General features: G+C 53.2%; 15 protein-coding genes. All 15 read right to left on the bottom strand.

The window, feature by feature from the left end; genetic code table 11:
• Nucleotide 1 precedes the first annotated feature (1 nt).
• Nucleotides 2-781 (bottom strand): YmfK family protein, encoded by a 780-nt coding sequence (locus AC3WJN_RS00570; RefSeq protein WP_005834105.1) that lies wholly within the window; start codon nucleotides 779-781, stop codon nucleotides 2-4.
• A gap of 108 nt (nucleotides 782-889) precedes the next feature.
• Nucleotides 890-1,159, bottom strand: coding sequence for a DUF3243 domain-containing protein (locus AC3WJN_RS00575; RefSeq protein ID WP_005834108.1), 270 nt, complete (start codon nucleotides 1,157-1,159; stop codon nucleotides 890-892).
• 111 nt (nucleotides 1,160-1,270) lie between these two features.
• Nucleotides 1,271-2,005 (bottom strand): elongation factor P 5-aminopentanone reductase, encoded by a 735-nt coding sequence (gene ymfI, locus AC3WJN_RS00580; RefSeq protein WP_035317584.1) that lies wholly within the window; start codon nucleotides 2,003-2,005, stop codon nucleotides 1,271-1,273.
• 9 nt (nucleotides 2,006-2,014) lie between these two features.
• The gene (yfmH, locus tag AC3WJN_RS00585) at nucleotides 2,015-3,307 is read right to left on the bottom strand and encodes an EF-P 5-aminopentanol modification-associated protein YfmH (RefSeq protein WP_007786878.1); all 1,293 of its coding nucleotides are present in this window, start codon (nucleotides 3,305-3,307) and stop codon (nucleotides 2,015-2,017) included.
• A 2-nt stretch (nucleotides 3,308-3,309) separates the two neighbouring features.
• Nucleotides 3,310-4,605, bottom strand: a complete 1,296-nt coding sequence (gene yfmF, locus AC3WJN_RS00590; protein WP_007786875.1) for an EF-P 5-aminopentanol modification-associated protein YfmF — start codon at nucleotides 4,603-4,605, stop codon at nucleotides 3,310-3,312.
• 227 nt (nucleotides 4,606-4,832) lie between these two features.
• On the bottom strand, nucleotides 4,833-4,988 hold the full coding sequence (locus AC3WJN_RS00595) for a hypothetical protein (protein ID WP_007786872.1): 156 nt from the start codon (nucleotides 4,986-4,988) through the stop codon (nucleotides 4,833-4,835).
• 50 nt (nucleotides 4,989-5,038) lie between these two features.
• Nucleotides 5,039-6,229: a stalk domain-containing protein gene (locus tag AC3WJN_RS00600; RefSeq protein WP_005834117.1), complete on the bottom strand. Its 1,191-nt coding sequence runs from the start codon at nucleotides 6,227-6,229 to the stop codon at nucleotides 5,039-5,041.
• Between the two features lie 87 nt (nucleotides 6,230-6,316).
• The gene (locus AC3WJN_RS00605; protein ID WP_007786870.1) at nucleotides 6,317-7,276 is read right to left on the bottom strand and encodes an ABC transporter permease; all 960 of its coding nucleotides are present in this window, start codon (nucleotides 7,274-7,276) and stop codon (nucleotides 6,317-6,319) included.
• A complete protein-coding gene (locus AC3WJN_RS00610; protein ID WP_007786868.1) occupies nucleotides 7,276-8,349 on the bottom strand; it encodes an ABC transporter permease in 1,074 nt (357 codons plus the stop codon). The genes AC3WJN_RS00605 and AC3WJN_RS00610 overlap by 1 nt, the downstream gene beginning before the upstream one ends.
• Nucleotides 8,342-9,856, bottom strand: a complete 1,515-nt coding sequence (locus tag AC3WJN_RS00615) for an ABC transporter ATP-binding protein (RefSeq protein WP_174435221.1) — start codon at nucleotides 9,854-9,856, stop codon at nucleotides 8,342-8,344. The genes AC3WJN_RS00610 and AC3WJN_RS00615 overlap by 8 nt, the downstream gene beginning before the upstream one ends.
• Nucleotides 9,857-9,974: 118 nt before the next feature.
• Nucleotides 9,975-11,033, bottom strand: a complete 1,059-nt coding sequence (locus tag AC3WJN_RS00620; RefSeq protein WP_007786864.1) for a BMP family lipoprotein — start codon at nucleotides 11,031-11,033, stop codon at nucleotides 9,975-9,977.
• Between the two features lie 58 nt (nucleotides 11,034-11,091).
• Complete coding sequence (locus AC3WJN_RS00625) at nucleotides 11,092-11,817, bottom strand: GntR family transcriptional regulator (protein WP_005834128.1); 726 nt, start codon at nucleotides 11,815-11,817, stop codon at nucleotides 11,092-11,094.
• A gap of 204 nt (nucleotides 11,818-12,021) precedes the next feature.
• Complete coding sequence (locus AC3WJN_RS00630) at nucleotides 12,022-14,388, bottom strand: FtsK/SpoIIIE family DNA translocase (protein WP_035317578.1); 2,367 nt, start codon at nucleotides 14,386-14,388, stop codon at nucleotides 12,022-12,024.
• Nucleotides 14,389-14,509: 121 nt separating this feature from the next.
• A complete protein-coding gene (locus tag AC3WJN_RS00635; protein WP_005834131.1) occupies nucleotides 14,510-14,740 on the bottom strand; it encodes a YlzJ-like family protein in 231 nt (76 codons plus the stop codon).
• Entirely contained in the window at nucleotides 14,737-15,570 is an 834-nt protein-coding gene (locus tag AC3WJN_RS00640; protein ID WP_005834133.1) for a ClpP family protease, read from the bottom strand. The genes AC3WJN_RS00635 and AC3WJN_RS00640 overlap by 4 nt, the downstream gene beginning before the upstream one ends.
• Nucleotides 15,571-15,662 lie beyond the last annotated feature (92 nt).

The raw sequence follows: 15,662 nt of genomic DNA on the forward strand, positions 1-15,662 counted from the left end.
CTTAATTCATGTCAAAATTATCAAAGCCGCGATTGTTAATCAGCTCGTATGTAATCTCCTCATCTGGATAGTGGCGAAGTTCGATAATGTAGTGGAAATCAGACATTTCGTACTCAGACTCCCGCACAAAAATATCCGGATGCTCAATGATTTTCGCGGCAGGAAAGTTCATAATCTCCCGAAGCAGGGTGTAGTGCTTCTCTGTCGATCGCAGCGTTGAAACAATCCCATCTATCAAATATACATGATCGGTAGACATCTCATCAATGGCTAAGGAGCTTCGCACCGTTTGTCGCAGCAAAGTTGAGGAAATGAACGTCCAGCGCTTGTTCGCCGAGACACTTGCTGCAATCATCGACTCCGTCTTCCCCACGCGAGGCATTCCCCGGATGCCGATTAGCTGATGGCCCTCTTTTTTCAAAATCTCGGCCATGAAGTCTACCAAAAGCCCCAGCTCGTCGCGCACAAAACGGAACGTTTTTTTGTCCTCGCTGTCACGCTCGATGTACCGGCCATGCCGAACGGCAAGACGGTCGAGCATGGTCGGGGGACGCAACCTCGTTATGGTTATGTTGTCCATTTTTTGCACAACGTTGCGCAAAACCTCCATTTTTTCATCGTCGTCCGTCAAGAGCAGCATGCCGCGTCGCATCGTATCCACGCCGTTGATCGTCACGATATTAATGTTCAACATCCCCAGAATAGAAGACACGTCCCCTAACAGACCCGGACGGTTGCGGGCAATTTCGTACTCCATGTACCATTCTTTTTTCGCTTCCATATACAATCCTCTCCGCCACCCAAAATGATCTTCTTCTGTAGTATATCACGTTCGTATCATTCGACAAACGCGAAAAGAAAAATCCCCATGAATAGGGGATTTAAACGTCTAGTTGCCACGATTGACATTATCGGAATTTTGAACGAGCTTCACCATGAGGGAAGCGAGTGCTTGCTGTTGCTGCTGATCGCCCGCATCCCAGAGCTGCTTCAACAGACGCTCTTGTTCGTTTTTCGGGTCGACCTGCTCTGCCAGATAGCCTCCAATCTGGTACGCTACGTTTTCCAGTGTCTGGCTTTCCATGCCAGCCTGTTTCGCCTGCTCTACTCGCTCTCCGAGAAACTCTTTCCAGTCGCGAAAGTTGTCCAAAATCGACATTAGGAAATTCCCTCCTTTTTTCGTTGCGGCAACGGTCTTCTACCGACCGCCCACACAAGAGGTAGACTTCCACCATTTCTCGGAAATTATTCACGAGAGCGGGAACAGGACTTACGTGTACCAGCCGCCGTTTGGACTGATGATCTGGCCTGTGACGTAGCTCGCGTCTGCGGACAGCAAAAAACGCACGACAGCCGCCACCTCGCGGGGGTCGCCCAGGCGGTTCGCGGGGATTTCGTCCGCGATCATCTCCACTTCATCCGGGGAAAAACGCTCCATCATCCCGCCCCGGATCGCTCCGGGAGCAACCGCGTTGACCGTGATGCCATTCGGGGCCATTTCCTTGGCGAGCGCTTTGGTAAACGTGTTGATCGCGCCTTTGGTCAAAGAGTAAAGCACCTCGCAGGAGCCGCCAGTCAGTCCCCAGATCGACGAGACATTGACGATTCGTCCGTAGCGCTCGCGCAGCATCGCAGGCAAGGCAGCCTGGCAAACCAAAAAGGCGGAGCGAACGTTCATCGCCACCAGCTCGTCAAACGTCTCGACAGACACGTCGGTAAACAACCCGACGTGATCGGCCGAGGCGTTGTTGACAACGAGAAGCGGCGGCGCTGACATCTGCCCGAACATCGCCGCGATCTGCCCAGGATCGCGCAAGTCCGCCTGCAGCTTGACGCAAGGGACAGCGCGCTCAGAGCACAGATGCACCAGCCGCTCCAGCTTGTGCTCTGAGCGGTTGTAATGCAGGTAAAGGGGCACCCCTGCTTCCGCCAGATAAGTACCGATCGCCTGGCCGATTTCTCCGGAAGCCCCCGTCACCAATGCCCAAGGCATTTTTTCCGTCATGCTCATGTTCTACTCCTGCGGCGAAGCGGAACGCACGATGGATACCGCCATTTGCTCCTCGAGAAAATGCTCCTGCAGGCGCGTCTCCGCTTCTTCGCGTGTAATTGACTCCAACGTTGGCACCACGGAGAACAGATCGTTTCCGTTGAACTTGAAGCTCGTAAACTGATTGGCGATAAACTCCACGGAGTTGAGCGAGCGCAGGAAATGGCCGATCTTTTTCCGCTTGGCCCGCTCGAACTCCTCCTGGCTGATCCCTTTTTGCTTGAGCTGCGCGATTTCTGCCTTGATCGTCGCCACGAGCCGATCCGGGTCGGGCGTGTCTCCGCCGATGATCGTATAGGCGTAGTCCTGTTCGCTGCTGTAGTCAAAATCAAAGCTGTCCGTAATCAGCTCGCTCTCGTACAGCCGCTCGTAAATGGCTGAACTGGTGCCAAACGCGATATCCAGCACGAGCTTCGTCGTCAAATCTCTGCGCAGCAACGCTTCTTTGGTCAGTCCCGTTTCCTTTTCCTTGATGCCGATCATGCACTTGGGCAGACCGACGGTGAGAAACGCTTCGATCTTTTCCTGAGCCGGAGCGGCAGGCTCCTCGGGAAATACCCGGGTAATTTGCGGAGCGGGCGGAAATTCCTTTTTCGTCTGGTTCTCGCGGATCAGCTTCATGATCGCCTCCGGTTCAAACGAGCCTACGACCAGAAGCAGCATGTTCGCCGGATGGTAAAACGTTTCATAGCATTGGTAGAGGTATTCTTTGGTGATGTGCGAGATCGTTTCGATCGTGCCCGCGATTTCGATGTTGATCGGGTATTTTTGGTACATCGCCTTGAGCAGATTCATGTACACTTTCCAGTCCGGATTGTCGTCGTACATCGTAATTTCCTGACCGATGATTCCTTTTTCCTTTTCCACGCTGGCATCGGTGAAGTACGGCTCTTGCACGTAATCGAGCAGCAAATTCAAGTTGTCATCCAGCTTGTCTGTGCACGAAAAAAGGTAAGCGGTGCGGTTGAAGCTGGTGAACGCGTTGCAGGAGGCTCCGTTTTTGCTGAACTCGTGCATGACGTCGCGATCTTTTTTCTCAAACATTTTGTGCTCAAGAAAATGCGCGATTCCGTCCGGCACATTAATCTCTTCGCCGCTGCGCGTCTTGAAGTGGCTGTCAATCGAGCCGTAGCGCGTGGTAAATACGGCGTACGTCTTGCTGAAGCCTTGCTTGGGAACCAGGAAAACTTGCAGCCCATTGTCCAATGTTTCGTGGTAGACGGTTTCGTTTACTTGCTCAAAAACAGTCGTCTGCATAATTACGCCTCTCCCTTCTTGTCGCGCAGCAAGTAGATCGTATCGATTGCTACCTTATTCGCCACCCGTTTGATGTCTTCGATGCCGGCCTGCTCAATTCCCGCGAGCAGTTCATCCAGCTTGCGCTTGCGGCCGCTAATCACGCCGTTGTAAGTGAAATCAATCATGCCGCGGGCGCTGTCCAAAAGCTCGCGAAACTGGTTGGACAAGGTAGCTCGCGTCTGCGTCAGCTCTTCCTCGGAAATATTGCCTGCCCGCATCTGCTCCAACTGTTCCTTGATGATCTCGACTGCGCGCTTGTATTTGCCGACGTCGATGCCGGACATAATCATCATGATTCCTTTATGGCTCTCGAGGCGCGATACAGCGTAGTAAGCGAGGCTTTCTTTTTCCCGGACATTGACAAACAGCTTGGAATGCGGGAATCCGCCCAAAATGCCGTTGTACAACAGCAAGGCCGGATAGTCGTCATCCTTGTACGTCACCTGCGTGCGGCAGCCGATATTCAGCTTGGCCTGGTTCACATCGAGGCGATCGACGACTTCCTTTTCTTCCGCAACTTGCTTGGTCGCGCCACCGAGCTGCAACTCGCCCGCTGCCTTGCGCGCAAGCGGGATGTGCGTGCGGATCGCATCGGCCACTGTTTGCGGCTCGACATCCCCGACGACAAACATGTTGATCGGATTGGTTGTGGTGATTTCCTGAAAATAGCGGTACAGCTCCTGGCCCGTGATCGCCGGCAAGTCTTGCACTCGCCCCTGGACCAGCAGGGAGAACGGCTCTCCTTTGCACATCTCTTCTGTGACGCGCTGATTGGCGTACTTCATCTTGTCGTCAATCAGGCTCTCGATCCGCTTTCGCAGCGCTTCTTTTTCCTGCGTCACATACTTCTCGGCAAACGCATTGTTTTGCACATACGGCCGCACCAGCATGTCGCCTACGAACTGAATCGCCTGCTCCAAAAGCGCGTCCTCTTTAGACAAGTACTTCTCGTTCGGCACCTCCATATAAATTTGCAGGATTTGCCGTTCGCCTTTTTTCATGACATCTACATCAAAAATGGCGCCGTACAAAAAGTCGAGGTGCGCACGCAACAGCTTGGTCTCCGGAAAACGGGCGCTCGCCCGCTTCATGACGTTCGCCAGCAGCGCGGTCTTGGTCACGTGTTCCTCCGACAGAGCCTGTTCAATCATCGTCACGATCGTCGTAGTCTTGAATTTCGCGGTCGGAAGAATATGTACGTTCATCCCGTTCATTTGGGAGCTTTGAAACGCGATCTCAGACGTCTGTGCTTTCATGGCAACTTCTCCCTTCTCCATCTGCTTATACTTCTCTATTGTAACCAATTGGCAGGCCATCTTTCATCAGAATCTTCCATTATAACTGCCTGTTTTCCATCGTATGCGCCTGCGGCCCGCCGTAAGACTCCTCGCTTTCGTCCTTTGGCGTCCGGCTGTTCCTGCGTTTTTTTCGCGAAAAAGAAAAGAGCAAGCCGGCCTTTTCGGGCGCGTGCTCGCTCTCGATGCTACATATCCATATAATCCCAATCTCTGGTATCTTCCGAAGTGACGCCTTCTTCCACGAACCGGCCGCAATCAGAAGACAGGCAAAGCACGCCATCCAACTGCTCGTCGTGAAAAGGCAAGCCGTGATTTCCTCCACAGTATGGACAGATCCACATACGAAAAGCCCTCCTATTCGTCAGGATTCCTTACCGTATAGTCTGTCCCATTACCCAAACAAGCTTACCACTTTGTTTTGCTCCCAGTAACGAAGGTAGTCGTACGGATCGACAGCTCGTCCGTTGTCATTCCGATACAGCCCGAAATGCAGATGAGGCGCAAACATCCCCACCGTACCTGGACCGCCATAGCCTGTATCTCCGACAAATCCGATCAACTGTCCTGCCTTGACCGTCCCCCCGACGCGAAGGCCGGGAGCGTAGGCGCTGAGGTGGGCGTAATACATGCGAAACTGCCCGTTTTTATCGGTAATGTTGATCCGCCAGCCGCCGTACGTATTCCAGCCTACGCGATTGATCGTCCCGTCCGAAACCGAATAGATCGGCGTCCCTTTTGGCGCCATGATGTCGATGCCTTCATGCCTGCGGACACTGCCGTTGTGGCTCTCCGTCCATTCGCGATCGGAACCGAAGCTGTCGCCATACGGCTCGTACCAGCTCGCATCGTTGAACGGAAACAAGTATTCCTGACCGAGCAAGCGTTTATCTCCGACCTTGTCTGCCAGAGGATGCTCCGCTTTTTTCGCCGCGTGCGGCAAAAACAGAATTTGCCCAATCGTCAGTTGATCGCTGGACAAGTAGTTGTTTTTCTTGATCGCACTCATCGTCGTCCCGTGGCGAAGCGCAATGGCCCCGAGCGTGTCATTTGGCTGCACCACGTACGGATTGGCGGCTTCCTCTACCGTGACGGCACGATCCTCCACAGGCTTTGTCTGCACGTGCGCCACGGACGACGTCGCGTCCCACTCCACCTGGTAGCCGAGCGCCTCGCTGACGAAGCGCAGCGGCACGAGCGTACGTTGATTGACGATAATCGGCGGCGCCTCCAGCGTAACCCGCTCCCCGTTCACATACGCCAGCCGACTGTTGACATCGAGCGAGACATGCTTGCCTTTTTGGCCAAAAGAAACGCGCTGTTGCTCGGCATCATACTCGACCTGCGACCCTGTCGCTTCGGCAATCACCCGGATCGGCACGAGCATCCGTCCGTTTTGGCGCAGCGGCAAAACGTCAGACTCCACCCCTTTGCCATCCACTACCAGCGATATGACCGGACCTGGCTCTTTTGCCGCTGCCGTACTGGCTAGTCCGCCAGACAGCCACAGACCAAGACAGGCAAAAAAAGCGCCCAGAATCCCGGCAGAACGTAAACGGCTGCGCTTATGTAGCCAGCAGTTCATTTCTTTCCCTCCCCGCGCAATCTCACAAGAAAAATTATCGCATACGGAAAGGAACGGGTTCCAGACGCAAATTATGTCAACTGATCCTTAACGAGAGCCGGTATCGTACGGTTTGCCCAGTGCGGCAGGAGCGTTGGAGCGTCCAACCAGACCAGCCATGACCAAAATAGTCAGTACGTACGGCAGCATGAAAATAAACTCGGTCGGAATGAACTTGGTCAGTCCGAAAATCTGCACCAAAGACTTGATCGCTTGGGCAACCCCGAAGAACAAGGCAGCGCCCATCGCTCCGGCCGGATGCCATTTTCCGAAAATCAACGCGGCAATCGCGATAAACCCTTGGCCGGATACGGTGTTATGGGAAAAGTTGCTCGTCGTCGTCAGCGAGATTGTCGCCCCGCCCAAAGCAGCCAGCGCACCGCTAATCATGACAGCGGTATAACGCATTCTTTTCACGTTGATCCCTACCGTGTCAGCAGCGCGCGGATGCTCACCGACCGCGCGTAGACGCAAGCCGAACGGAGTTTTGAAGATCAGGTACCAGGTCAAAAAGACCGCGATAAACGCCAAATAGCTCGTCGGATACGATTCAAAGATAGCATGTCCCAAATACGGGATGTCGTGCAAAAGCGGAATTTCCCACTTAGCAAAGACGCTGGACAAGGTCGTTGTCTGGCCCGCGCCGTTAAAGATGATTTTGGTCAAGTACACGGACAGACCTGCCGCCAAAAAGTTCAAGGCCACGCCGCTGACTGTCTGGTCCGCTTTGAAGGTAACGGAAGCGACAGCGTGCGGAAGGGCAAAAATCGAACCGGCGATCCCCGCCAAAATAAAGCCGATCCACGGAGCGAATGCTCCCAGCGAATCTTGGAACGCGTACGTAATGACGGCACCTGTAAAGGCACCGATAATCATCATGCCTTCCAGCGCAATATTCACGACACCAGAGCGCTCGGAGTAGAGCCCGCCCAGAGAGGCAAAAATCAGGGCAGTGGAAAACACGATGGTATCATGAACGAGGTTGCTAAGAATGACTCCCCAATCCATCAGTTTCCACCTTCCTTTTTCTTCTTCAAGATTGGTTTGACAAAAATTTTCACGATGCCGTGCGCCGCCACAAAGAAGATGACCGAAGCGATTACGACACGGATCAGCTCAACAGGCACGCCAGCGCCGAACTTCATGCCGGCTGCCCCGAAAGTGAGAATCCCGAACAAGATGGCGGCAAGCACGACGCCAAGCGGCGTATTTCCGCCGATCAACGCGACAGCGATACCGTCGAAGCCATAGCCTGGCTGCGCAGTCATGATCGCCTGGTAATGGAACACGCCCAAAATCTCGCAAGCGCCGCCAATCCCCGCGAACATGCCGCCGATGAACATCGCTTTGACGACGTTGCGGTTTACGTTCATCCCCGCATATTCGGAAGCGTGCGGATTCAGACCTACGGCACGCAATTCGTAGCCGGACTTCGTTTTCCAAAGAATGACGTAGAAAAAGATAGCGGCAAGCACAGCAAGCAAGGTTCCCCAGTGCAAGCGGGCACTGTCAAACATTTGCGAGAGCCAGCTAATCGTAATCATGGATGATTCCTTAATCATTTCCGAACGCTGTTGTCCGGCCGGGATGAAAAACGCATTCATGACCCAGTTTGCCAAGTACAGCGCGACCCAGTTCAGCATGATGCTGGTGATAACCTCGTTCACGCCGCGAGCGGCTTTCAAGTAACCGGCAATCGAGCCCCACAGGCCGCCTGCTACCGCACCTGCAATCACAGCGAGAGGAGCGTGGATGTAAGCAGGAAGATCAAAAGAAACCCCTACTGTCGTCGCAGCGATCATCCCTACAATAAACTGCCCCTCTGCCCCAATGTTGAACAGTCCTGTCCGAAAGGCAAACGCCACTGCAAGACCCGTAAAGATCAGCGGTGTAATCTGCCGGATCGTTTCCCCGAAGTTATACGCGCTTCCGAATACCTTTTCGATCAGGGCCATGTAAGCCTGAATCGGGTTGAAGCCGCCTGCCAGCATGGCGATCGCCCCGGTCAGCAGGCCGAGAATGATCGCGACGACAGGAACGAGGAACGATTCTTTTGTAAAGACGGCAATCACTTTATTCATCGTTTCCTCCTCCAGGCATTCGTTTTCCGCCGGACATCATCAAGCCCAGCTCTTGCTCGCTCGTCGATTTCGCATCGACAATTCCTACAATGCTACCTTCATAAATCACGGCAATCCGGTCAGAGACGTTGATGACCTCATCCAGCTCCAAGGAAAGCAGCAGAACCGCTTTGCCTTTGTCGCGTTGCTCGATCAGACGGCGATGAATAAATTCGATCGCCCCTACGTCCAGACCGCGTGTAGGCTGCGCCGCGATCAGCAAATCCGGGTTTTTGTCCACTTCCCGGGCGATAATCGCCTTTTGCTGGTTCCCTCCGGACAATGCTCGCGCTGGCGTGTAGATCGACGGCGTGCGCACGTCAAACTCCTCAATCAGCTTGGCCGCATGCTTGTCAATCGCGCCATAGTCGAGAAAGCCGTTTTTGTTAAACGTCGGGTGGAAATACGTTTCCAACACCATATTCTCGCTCATGGTAAAATCGAGAACCAATCCGCGCTTATGACGGTCTTCCGGAATGTGCGACAAGCCCGATTCGGAAATATCGCGCGGCGACTGGTTCGTAATGTCTTTGCCATTGAGAAGGACACGGCCACTGGTTGCTTTCCGCAACCCGGTCAAAACTTCAATCAGTTCACTCTGCCCGTTGCCGTCTACGCCTGCAATCCCCAAAATCTCGCCCGCCCGCACTTCCAGGCTGAGATTGTTCAGCGCATTGACGCCGCGGTTGCCCATGGCGGTGAGGTTTTCGACAGCGAGGATGGTTTCCTTCGGCTTCGCCGCGGTTTTATCCACGCGGAAGTTGACTTCGCGCCCCACCATTTTGGCTGCCAGTTCGTCCGGGTTCGTGTCTTTAACCAGCACGGAGTCAATCACTTTCCCGCGACGGATAATCGTGCAGGCGTCGCAGACGGCCATGATTTCCTTGAGCTTGTGGGTAATCAGGATGATGGTCTTGCCCTCTTTGACCAAGTTATGCATGATTTCAATGAGTTCATGAATTTCCTGAGGGGTAAGAACAGCAGTCGGCTCGTCAAAAATCAAGATGTCGGCCCCGCGGTAAAGCGTTTTCAAGATCTCTACGCGTTGTTGCATCCCTACGGAGATATCCTGAATCTTTGCTCTAGGATCAACCTTTAGCCCGTATTGATTTGACAGCTTTTCCACCGCTTTTTCAGCGCTTTGGATATCTATTTGCAACCCGTTTTTCGGTTCGTTTCCTAATACAATGTTTTCTGTTACCGTAAACGTCTCCACAAGCATAAAATGCTGGTGCACCATCCCGATGCCAAGCTCGTTGGCAACGTTAGGGCTTGTAATCTTCACTACTTTTTCGTTGATAAGGATTTCGCCTTCATCTGGTTGATACAGGCCAAACAAAATGTTCATTAACGTCGACTTGCCTGCGCCATTCTCGCCGAGAAGCGCATGAATTTCGCCTTGCTTGACAGAAAGCGTGATGTTGTCGTTTGCCACAATCCCCGGGAACCGCTTGGTAATCCCTCGCATCTCAACTACTTTTTTTACCGAACTCAACCATGCTCACCCCATTTTTTGGGTTTAGTGTGAAGGTAAAGAACAAGGCCAGTTCCTAGAACCAGCCTTGTCCATTTGCCGCTTCATCGTTTTACTTGTCTGGCACCGAGATTTCGCCTTTAACGATTTTTTGCTTGTATTCTTCAACCAGCTTCAGTACGTCTTCTGGAACGTTCTTATTGGAAGTGGAAGCCAAGCCTACACCGTCTTCAGCAAGACCGAGCCATTTGATTTTACCGCCCTCGAATTTACCTTCGGACAGGTCTTTGGATACACGGAATACAGCTTCGTCAACGCGTTTTACCATGGAAGTGAGAGTAATCTCGTCACCGAATGTCAGGGATTGGTCTTTGTCTACACCGATTACCCAAACGTTTTCGCCTTTAGCTTTGCGGTCTTTTGCTTCGTTAAATACGCCATCACCTGTACCGCCGGAAGCGTGGAAGATGATGTCAGCGCCTTGACCGTACATTTGGGAAGCAGTGGATTTGCCAAGGTCAGGCTTGTCAAATGCACCTGTGTACACTTTGATTACTTTAACGCTAGGATCAGCCGCTTTTACCCCTGCTTCGAAACCAACTTCGAAACGTTTGATAACCGGGATTTCAACGCCACCAACGAAACCGACTGTTTTCGTTTTGGTCATTTTCGCTGCTACTACCCCAGCGAGGAAGGAACCTTCGTGCTCTTTGAAGAGAACGGATTCCACGTTAGGCGCATCTACTTCCGCGTCAATGATCGCCAGTTTCGCATCTTTGTTTTCGTCAGCTACTTTTTTCAGGTGATCGCCCATCAGGAAACCGATACCCCAAGTCAGATCCCATTTGTCTTTTACAAATTGAGTCAGGTTAGGTACATACTCAGCATCGCTGGTGGATTGCAGATAGTTTACGCTGTCTTTTGGCAGGTTCAGCTCGGTTTGGAAACGTTGCAGACCTTCCCAGGCACTTTGGTTGAAGGAGTTGTCGTTTACGCCGCCAACGTCCGTAACCATACCAACTCGGATCGCTGTTTTGGCACCGCCTTCAGCGCCGCCATTGCTTGCGCCAGTCTGACCTTGAGGTTGTGCTTCTGGTTTGCTTCCGCAGCCAGCAAGAACAAGCGACAGGCTGAGTGTTACCACAGAAAGCACGGATAGAACTTTCTTCATCTGAGATTACCCCCTGTTTTTGGTTGATGAAAATTGTTGAGTGAGGTTTCCCCCACGATTACAACCGTCTCCGCACGACGTGAAAGTGAATTTTGTCAGCTCTGAAGTAGTTATGGGAGTATAAAACCGGCTTTTCACTTTCGTCGTAATGAATCTGCTTGAGCAAGAGCAATGGTGTAGATTTGTCGCAGTGCAGCAGATTGGAAACCTTTTCATTGTAGCCCATGGGTTCAATGTGAGCCACTGCATACGAAATTCGCACCCCTGTAGCGCTCTCCAGCCATTTGAAAATGGACTCCCCGCCAGCCGTGTAGCCTTCTGGCACCAAGCGCGCAGGAATACGGTCGATACAGTAGACCACTGGTTCGCCGTCGGCCGTCCGAATGCGCTCTACCGTCAGCACGCCTTCGCCCGGATTCAAGGCCAAGCTTTTCCGCTCCTCGTCTCCTGCCTCGCCAAAGTACGTCTTCAGGATCATCGTTCCTGCTGTGTATCCTTGGCGTTCAATTGCATCCGTCACACTAAAGAGTTCCCCAATTCCGCCTGAAAAAACAGGTTTGGAATTGATAAATGTCCCTACACCGTGTCTGCGAATGACAATTTTCTCTTCTTCCAGAAGACGGAGCGCCTCGCGAAGGGTTGCCCTGCTTACGCCTAACTGCTTGGATAGTTCGGCTTCGGATGGGAGGCGTTCACCGGGACGCAGTTGTCCGGTTTCGATATCACTCTTGATTTTGTCCATAACCAAGAGGAAAAGTGATCGAACATTCCCTTTGATGCTCATCGTCAATTCACTCCTGTTGTCCGCTAGCCATCCCAACAGGTAGGACGTCAGACCTCTGATTCTCATGAGACGTGATAACAACAATTCCCCTCAATCTGTTAAAAATTTTACATGAGGGTCGTCCATCATGCAAGTCAAATATTTTTAACTGCGGCCAGAAAAAATGACTTTGCCAGTTGCACGACACCAGCAAAGTCAAGGGATTTAGGAAATATTGGATTCAATGGAAGGACGAGGCACACGGACCTCTCGCGGCTTCGACCCTTCGTACGGGCCGACGACTCCTTGCGCTTCCATCATGTCGATCAACCGGGCCGCTCGCGTGTAGCCTACCCGCAAACGCCGCTGCAAAAGCGAGGCCGAGGCCGTTTGCGCTTCTGACACGATCTGGACAGCCTGATCGTACAGCTCGTCATCCACGACAGCCTGCTGCTCCTCCTGCACTTCTCCCGGAATCATTTCTTCGTTGTAGCGCACTTCCTGCTGCTCTTTGACAAAGCGGACAACTTCCTCGACTTCCTTGTCAGAGACGAAGGCGCCTTGCACGCGAATCGGCTTGGAGGCTCCCATCGGCAAGGAGAGCATGTCGCCTCTGCCCAGCAACTTCTCCGCTCCGCCCATGTCGAGAATCGTGCGGGAGTCCGCCATCGAGGAGACGCCAAAGGCGATCCGGGAAGGGATGTTCGCCTTGATGACCCCTGTGATGACGTCAACAGAAGGACGCTGTGTCGCAATAATCAAATGAATGCCGGAAGCGCGCGCCATTTGCGCGAGGCGGCAAATCGCGTCCTCGACCTCGCCTGGGGCGACCATCATCAGGTCAGCCAGCTCGTCGACGATGACGACGATGTACGGTAAAGGCGGGCCCTGCACTTGCGCATTGTACATCTCGATGTTGCGGCTGCCCGTTTTCGCAAACAGGTTGTAGCGCCGCTCCATTTCGGCCACGACTTTTTTCAGCGCGACCGAAGCCCGCTTCGAATCTGTCACGACCGGGGCCAGCAAATGCGGGATGCCGTTGTAAACGTTCAGCTCGACCATTTTCGGGTCAACCATCATCAGCTTGACTTCGTCCGGTTTCGCCTTGAACAAGATGCTCATAATCAAGCCGTTGATGCAGACTGACTTCCCGCTGCCCGTAGCTCCGGCCACCAGCAAGTGCGGCATTTTCGTCAGATCGGCCACGATCGGCTGGCCCGAAATATCGCGGCCCAAAGCAACGGTCAATTTGCCTGGCGCATCCTGATATTGCGGCGATTCCAGCACTTCGCGAAGCGACACGACGGCTACCTCGGAGTTGGGAACCTCGATACCGATCGCCGATTTGCCTGGAATCGGCGCCTCGATGCGAATGTCTTTGGCTGCAAGCGCCAGCGCCAGGTCGTCTGTCAAACTGACAATCCGGCTCACTTTTACCCCCGTGGCTGGCTGCACCTCGTAGCGGGTGACGGCCGGGCCGCGATGCACTTCGGAAACCGTCGCGCTTACGCCAAAGCTTTTCAACGTTTGCACCAGCTTGAGCGCATTCGAGGTGTGGTCCACATCTTTGGCCGTTCCCGTTGAACGCGGTCTGGACAGCATCTGCAAGCTCGGCAGCTCATATGGCACCGCTGGCTGTTCTTCTGCCGTCTCCAGCGTCCCGAAAATCTCTTCGTCGCCTTCCAGGGCAAACGTAATTTCCTGTTTCGGTTGTGCGGCAACAGGCTTGGGCGTTTGCGCAGGCTCTGCCGGCCCCCCATCGTCTTCCATCGCGATCCGGTCGGCAAAATCGTGAATGACAGGAATGACAGGCTGCTCCGCTGCCTGCTCGTCGAAGTTCGCCTTCAGCTCTCGCACAGAAATCGCATCCGGGTCAGGCTCGCCAGCTTCTGCCAGCTTCTGCTTGCGCTGCGCGTCCGCTTCCTTCGCCTCTTTTTTCCGGCGCTCGCCCTCTTCCTGCAAAAGCTGCACGGAGTCTTTGACCGTCTCCTTCGCCTTGCCGTAGAAAAGTGCGATTTTGTCCCGGACAAACATCAAAATGTTCACATAAGAAAGATTGAACAGAAACATAAGACCGACGAGAAACAAAAAGACGATAATTAAGCCAGTCCCGATCGTTCCGACGAGGCCGTTTGTGACAGCGAAGAAAAGCGCCCCCACCATGCCCCCGCCCACTCCGGTCGTGGACACTTTTTGGCTGTGATCGAGCCAAATTCTGTCCCATGTGACCCGAATGATGCTCTGCTCGGCGAATTTGCCGTCAGCCGTGATCTGCTTGTACAAAATCATATGGTCCCACGTCAGGATCGCTACACCGATCAGCGCAATCCCAAGCACGCGATAGGTGAGCCGCGGCGCCTGTCTCGTAAACATCATGTGGACAGCCATTCCGATCATCAGCACAGGGATGAGAAAATCCCAGGAGCCGGCAACGAACCGGAACATAAACGCCAGAATATTTTTGCCCAGCCATCCGCTTTCCAGAAGTCCGATCAAGGACAGCACAATAATGAGCAATCCGAGCAGCTCTATTTTGACAACCGAGGCCAATGCCGCTTGTGACCGCTCTCTTTTTCTCCTACTCAATGGCACGCCTCCTTCTGTGCTCACTAACGCTATGTACAAAAATGGTAAAAAGGCAGCCGTATTTTGTTCGGCTGCTGTTCGTACATCATTAGTATAACACAGGAAATTCATAGAAATACAGGACTTCTTAGACGAGCCATTCGGGGTGAAACTGAACTTTTTGTCCGGGGGCGTAATGGGCTTTCAAATAGTCTTGCGGGTCCGGGCTAATCAGCCTGACGATTCTTCCCTCATACGGTCCGGTCCGCTCCACCAGCATAGTCGCATGGCCGTTCGTAATCTCTTCCAGTTCCTGCTTTTCCACCTGGTCCATGTTGGCAAAAACCGTCTCCGTCGGGATAATCGAGTATAAAATCATTGAAGAACCCGCCCCTCCCCGTTTCTTGCTTTTTCAATCAGCTCATTCAGTTTTTTCAGCGCCTTGCCCAGACCGCCGACCTCGTCGATCAAGCCGTACTTGACGGCATCGACGCCGATGACATTCGTTCCGATGTCACGCGTCAGCTCGCCTGTGCGCGTCATCAGCTCGCGAAACTTCTCTTCGGAAATATTCGAATGACGGGCGATAAAGCTGACGACGCGATCCTGCATCTTGTCCAAGTATTCAAAGGTTTGCGGAACGCCGATCACGAGTCCGGTCAGCCGAATCGGGTGAATCGTCATCGTCGCCGTTTCCGCAATAAACGAATACGTGCCGGCAACCGCAATCGGAACGCCAATGCTGTGACCGCCGCCGAGAACAAGGGTCACGACAGGTTTGGACATCGAGGCTACCATCTCGGCAATCGCGAGTCCTGCTTCCACGTCTCCGCCCACGGTGTTCAAAATGACGAGAACTCCTTCGATCTTGCTGTTTTGCTCGGCTGCAACCAGTTGCGGGATGAGGTGTTCGTACTTGGTCGTCTTGTTTTGCGGCGGTAACTGAATATGCCCTTCTACTTGTCCGATAATGGTCATACAATAAATATTGCTTTCCAACTGCGGTACGTTCGTTTGCCCCAATTGGCTGATCGAGTCCAGAAGCTTTTTCTTCGGATCTTCCTGGGCTGGCGCTTCCGCAGGCGGCGTAGCAGCAGGCTCCTGTCCGTCCGGAGGCGTGCTTTCCGAGGCTGCGCCTTTGTCGTTGTTCGCCAGTGAGCTTGTAAAAGGCGGCCTATTTAAAAATTGGTTGTACGGTTGCTTCGACATGGATGATCCTCCCTCACTTTCCTCTGTAGTATGGATAGCAGATGGGAAAATCATGCGCCGCGAAAGACCAAAAAAAGCCAGGAACCCCGTTG

The organism is Brevibacillus sp. FW306-2-1A-C05A, assembly GCF_058781555.1.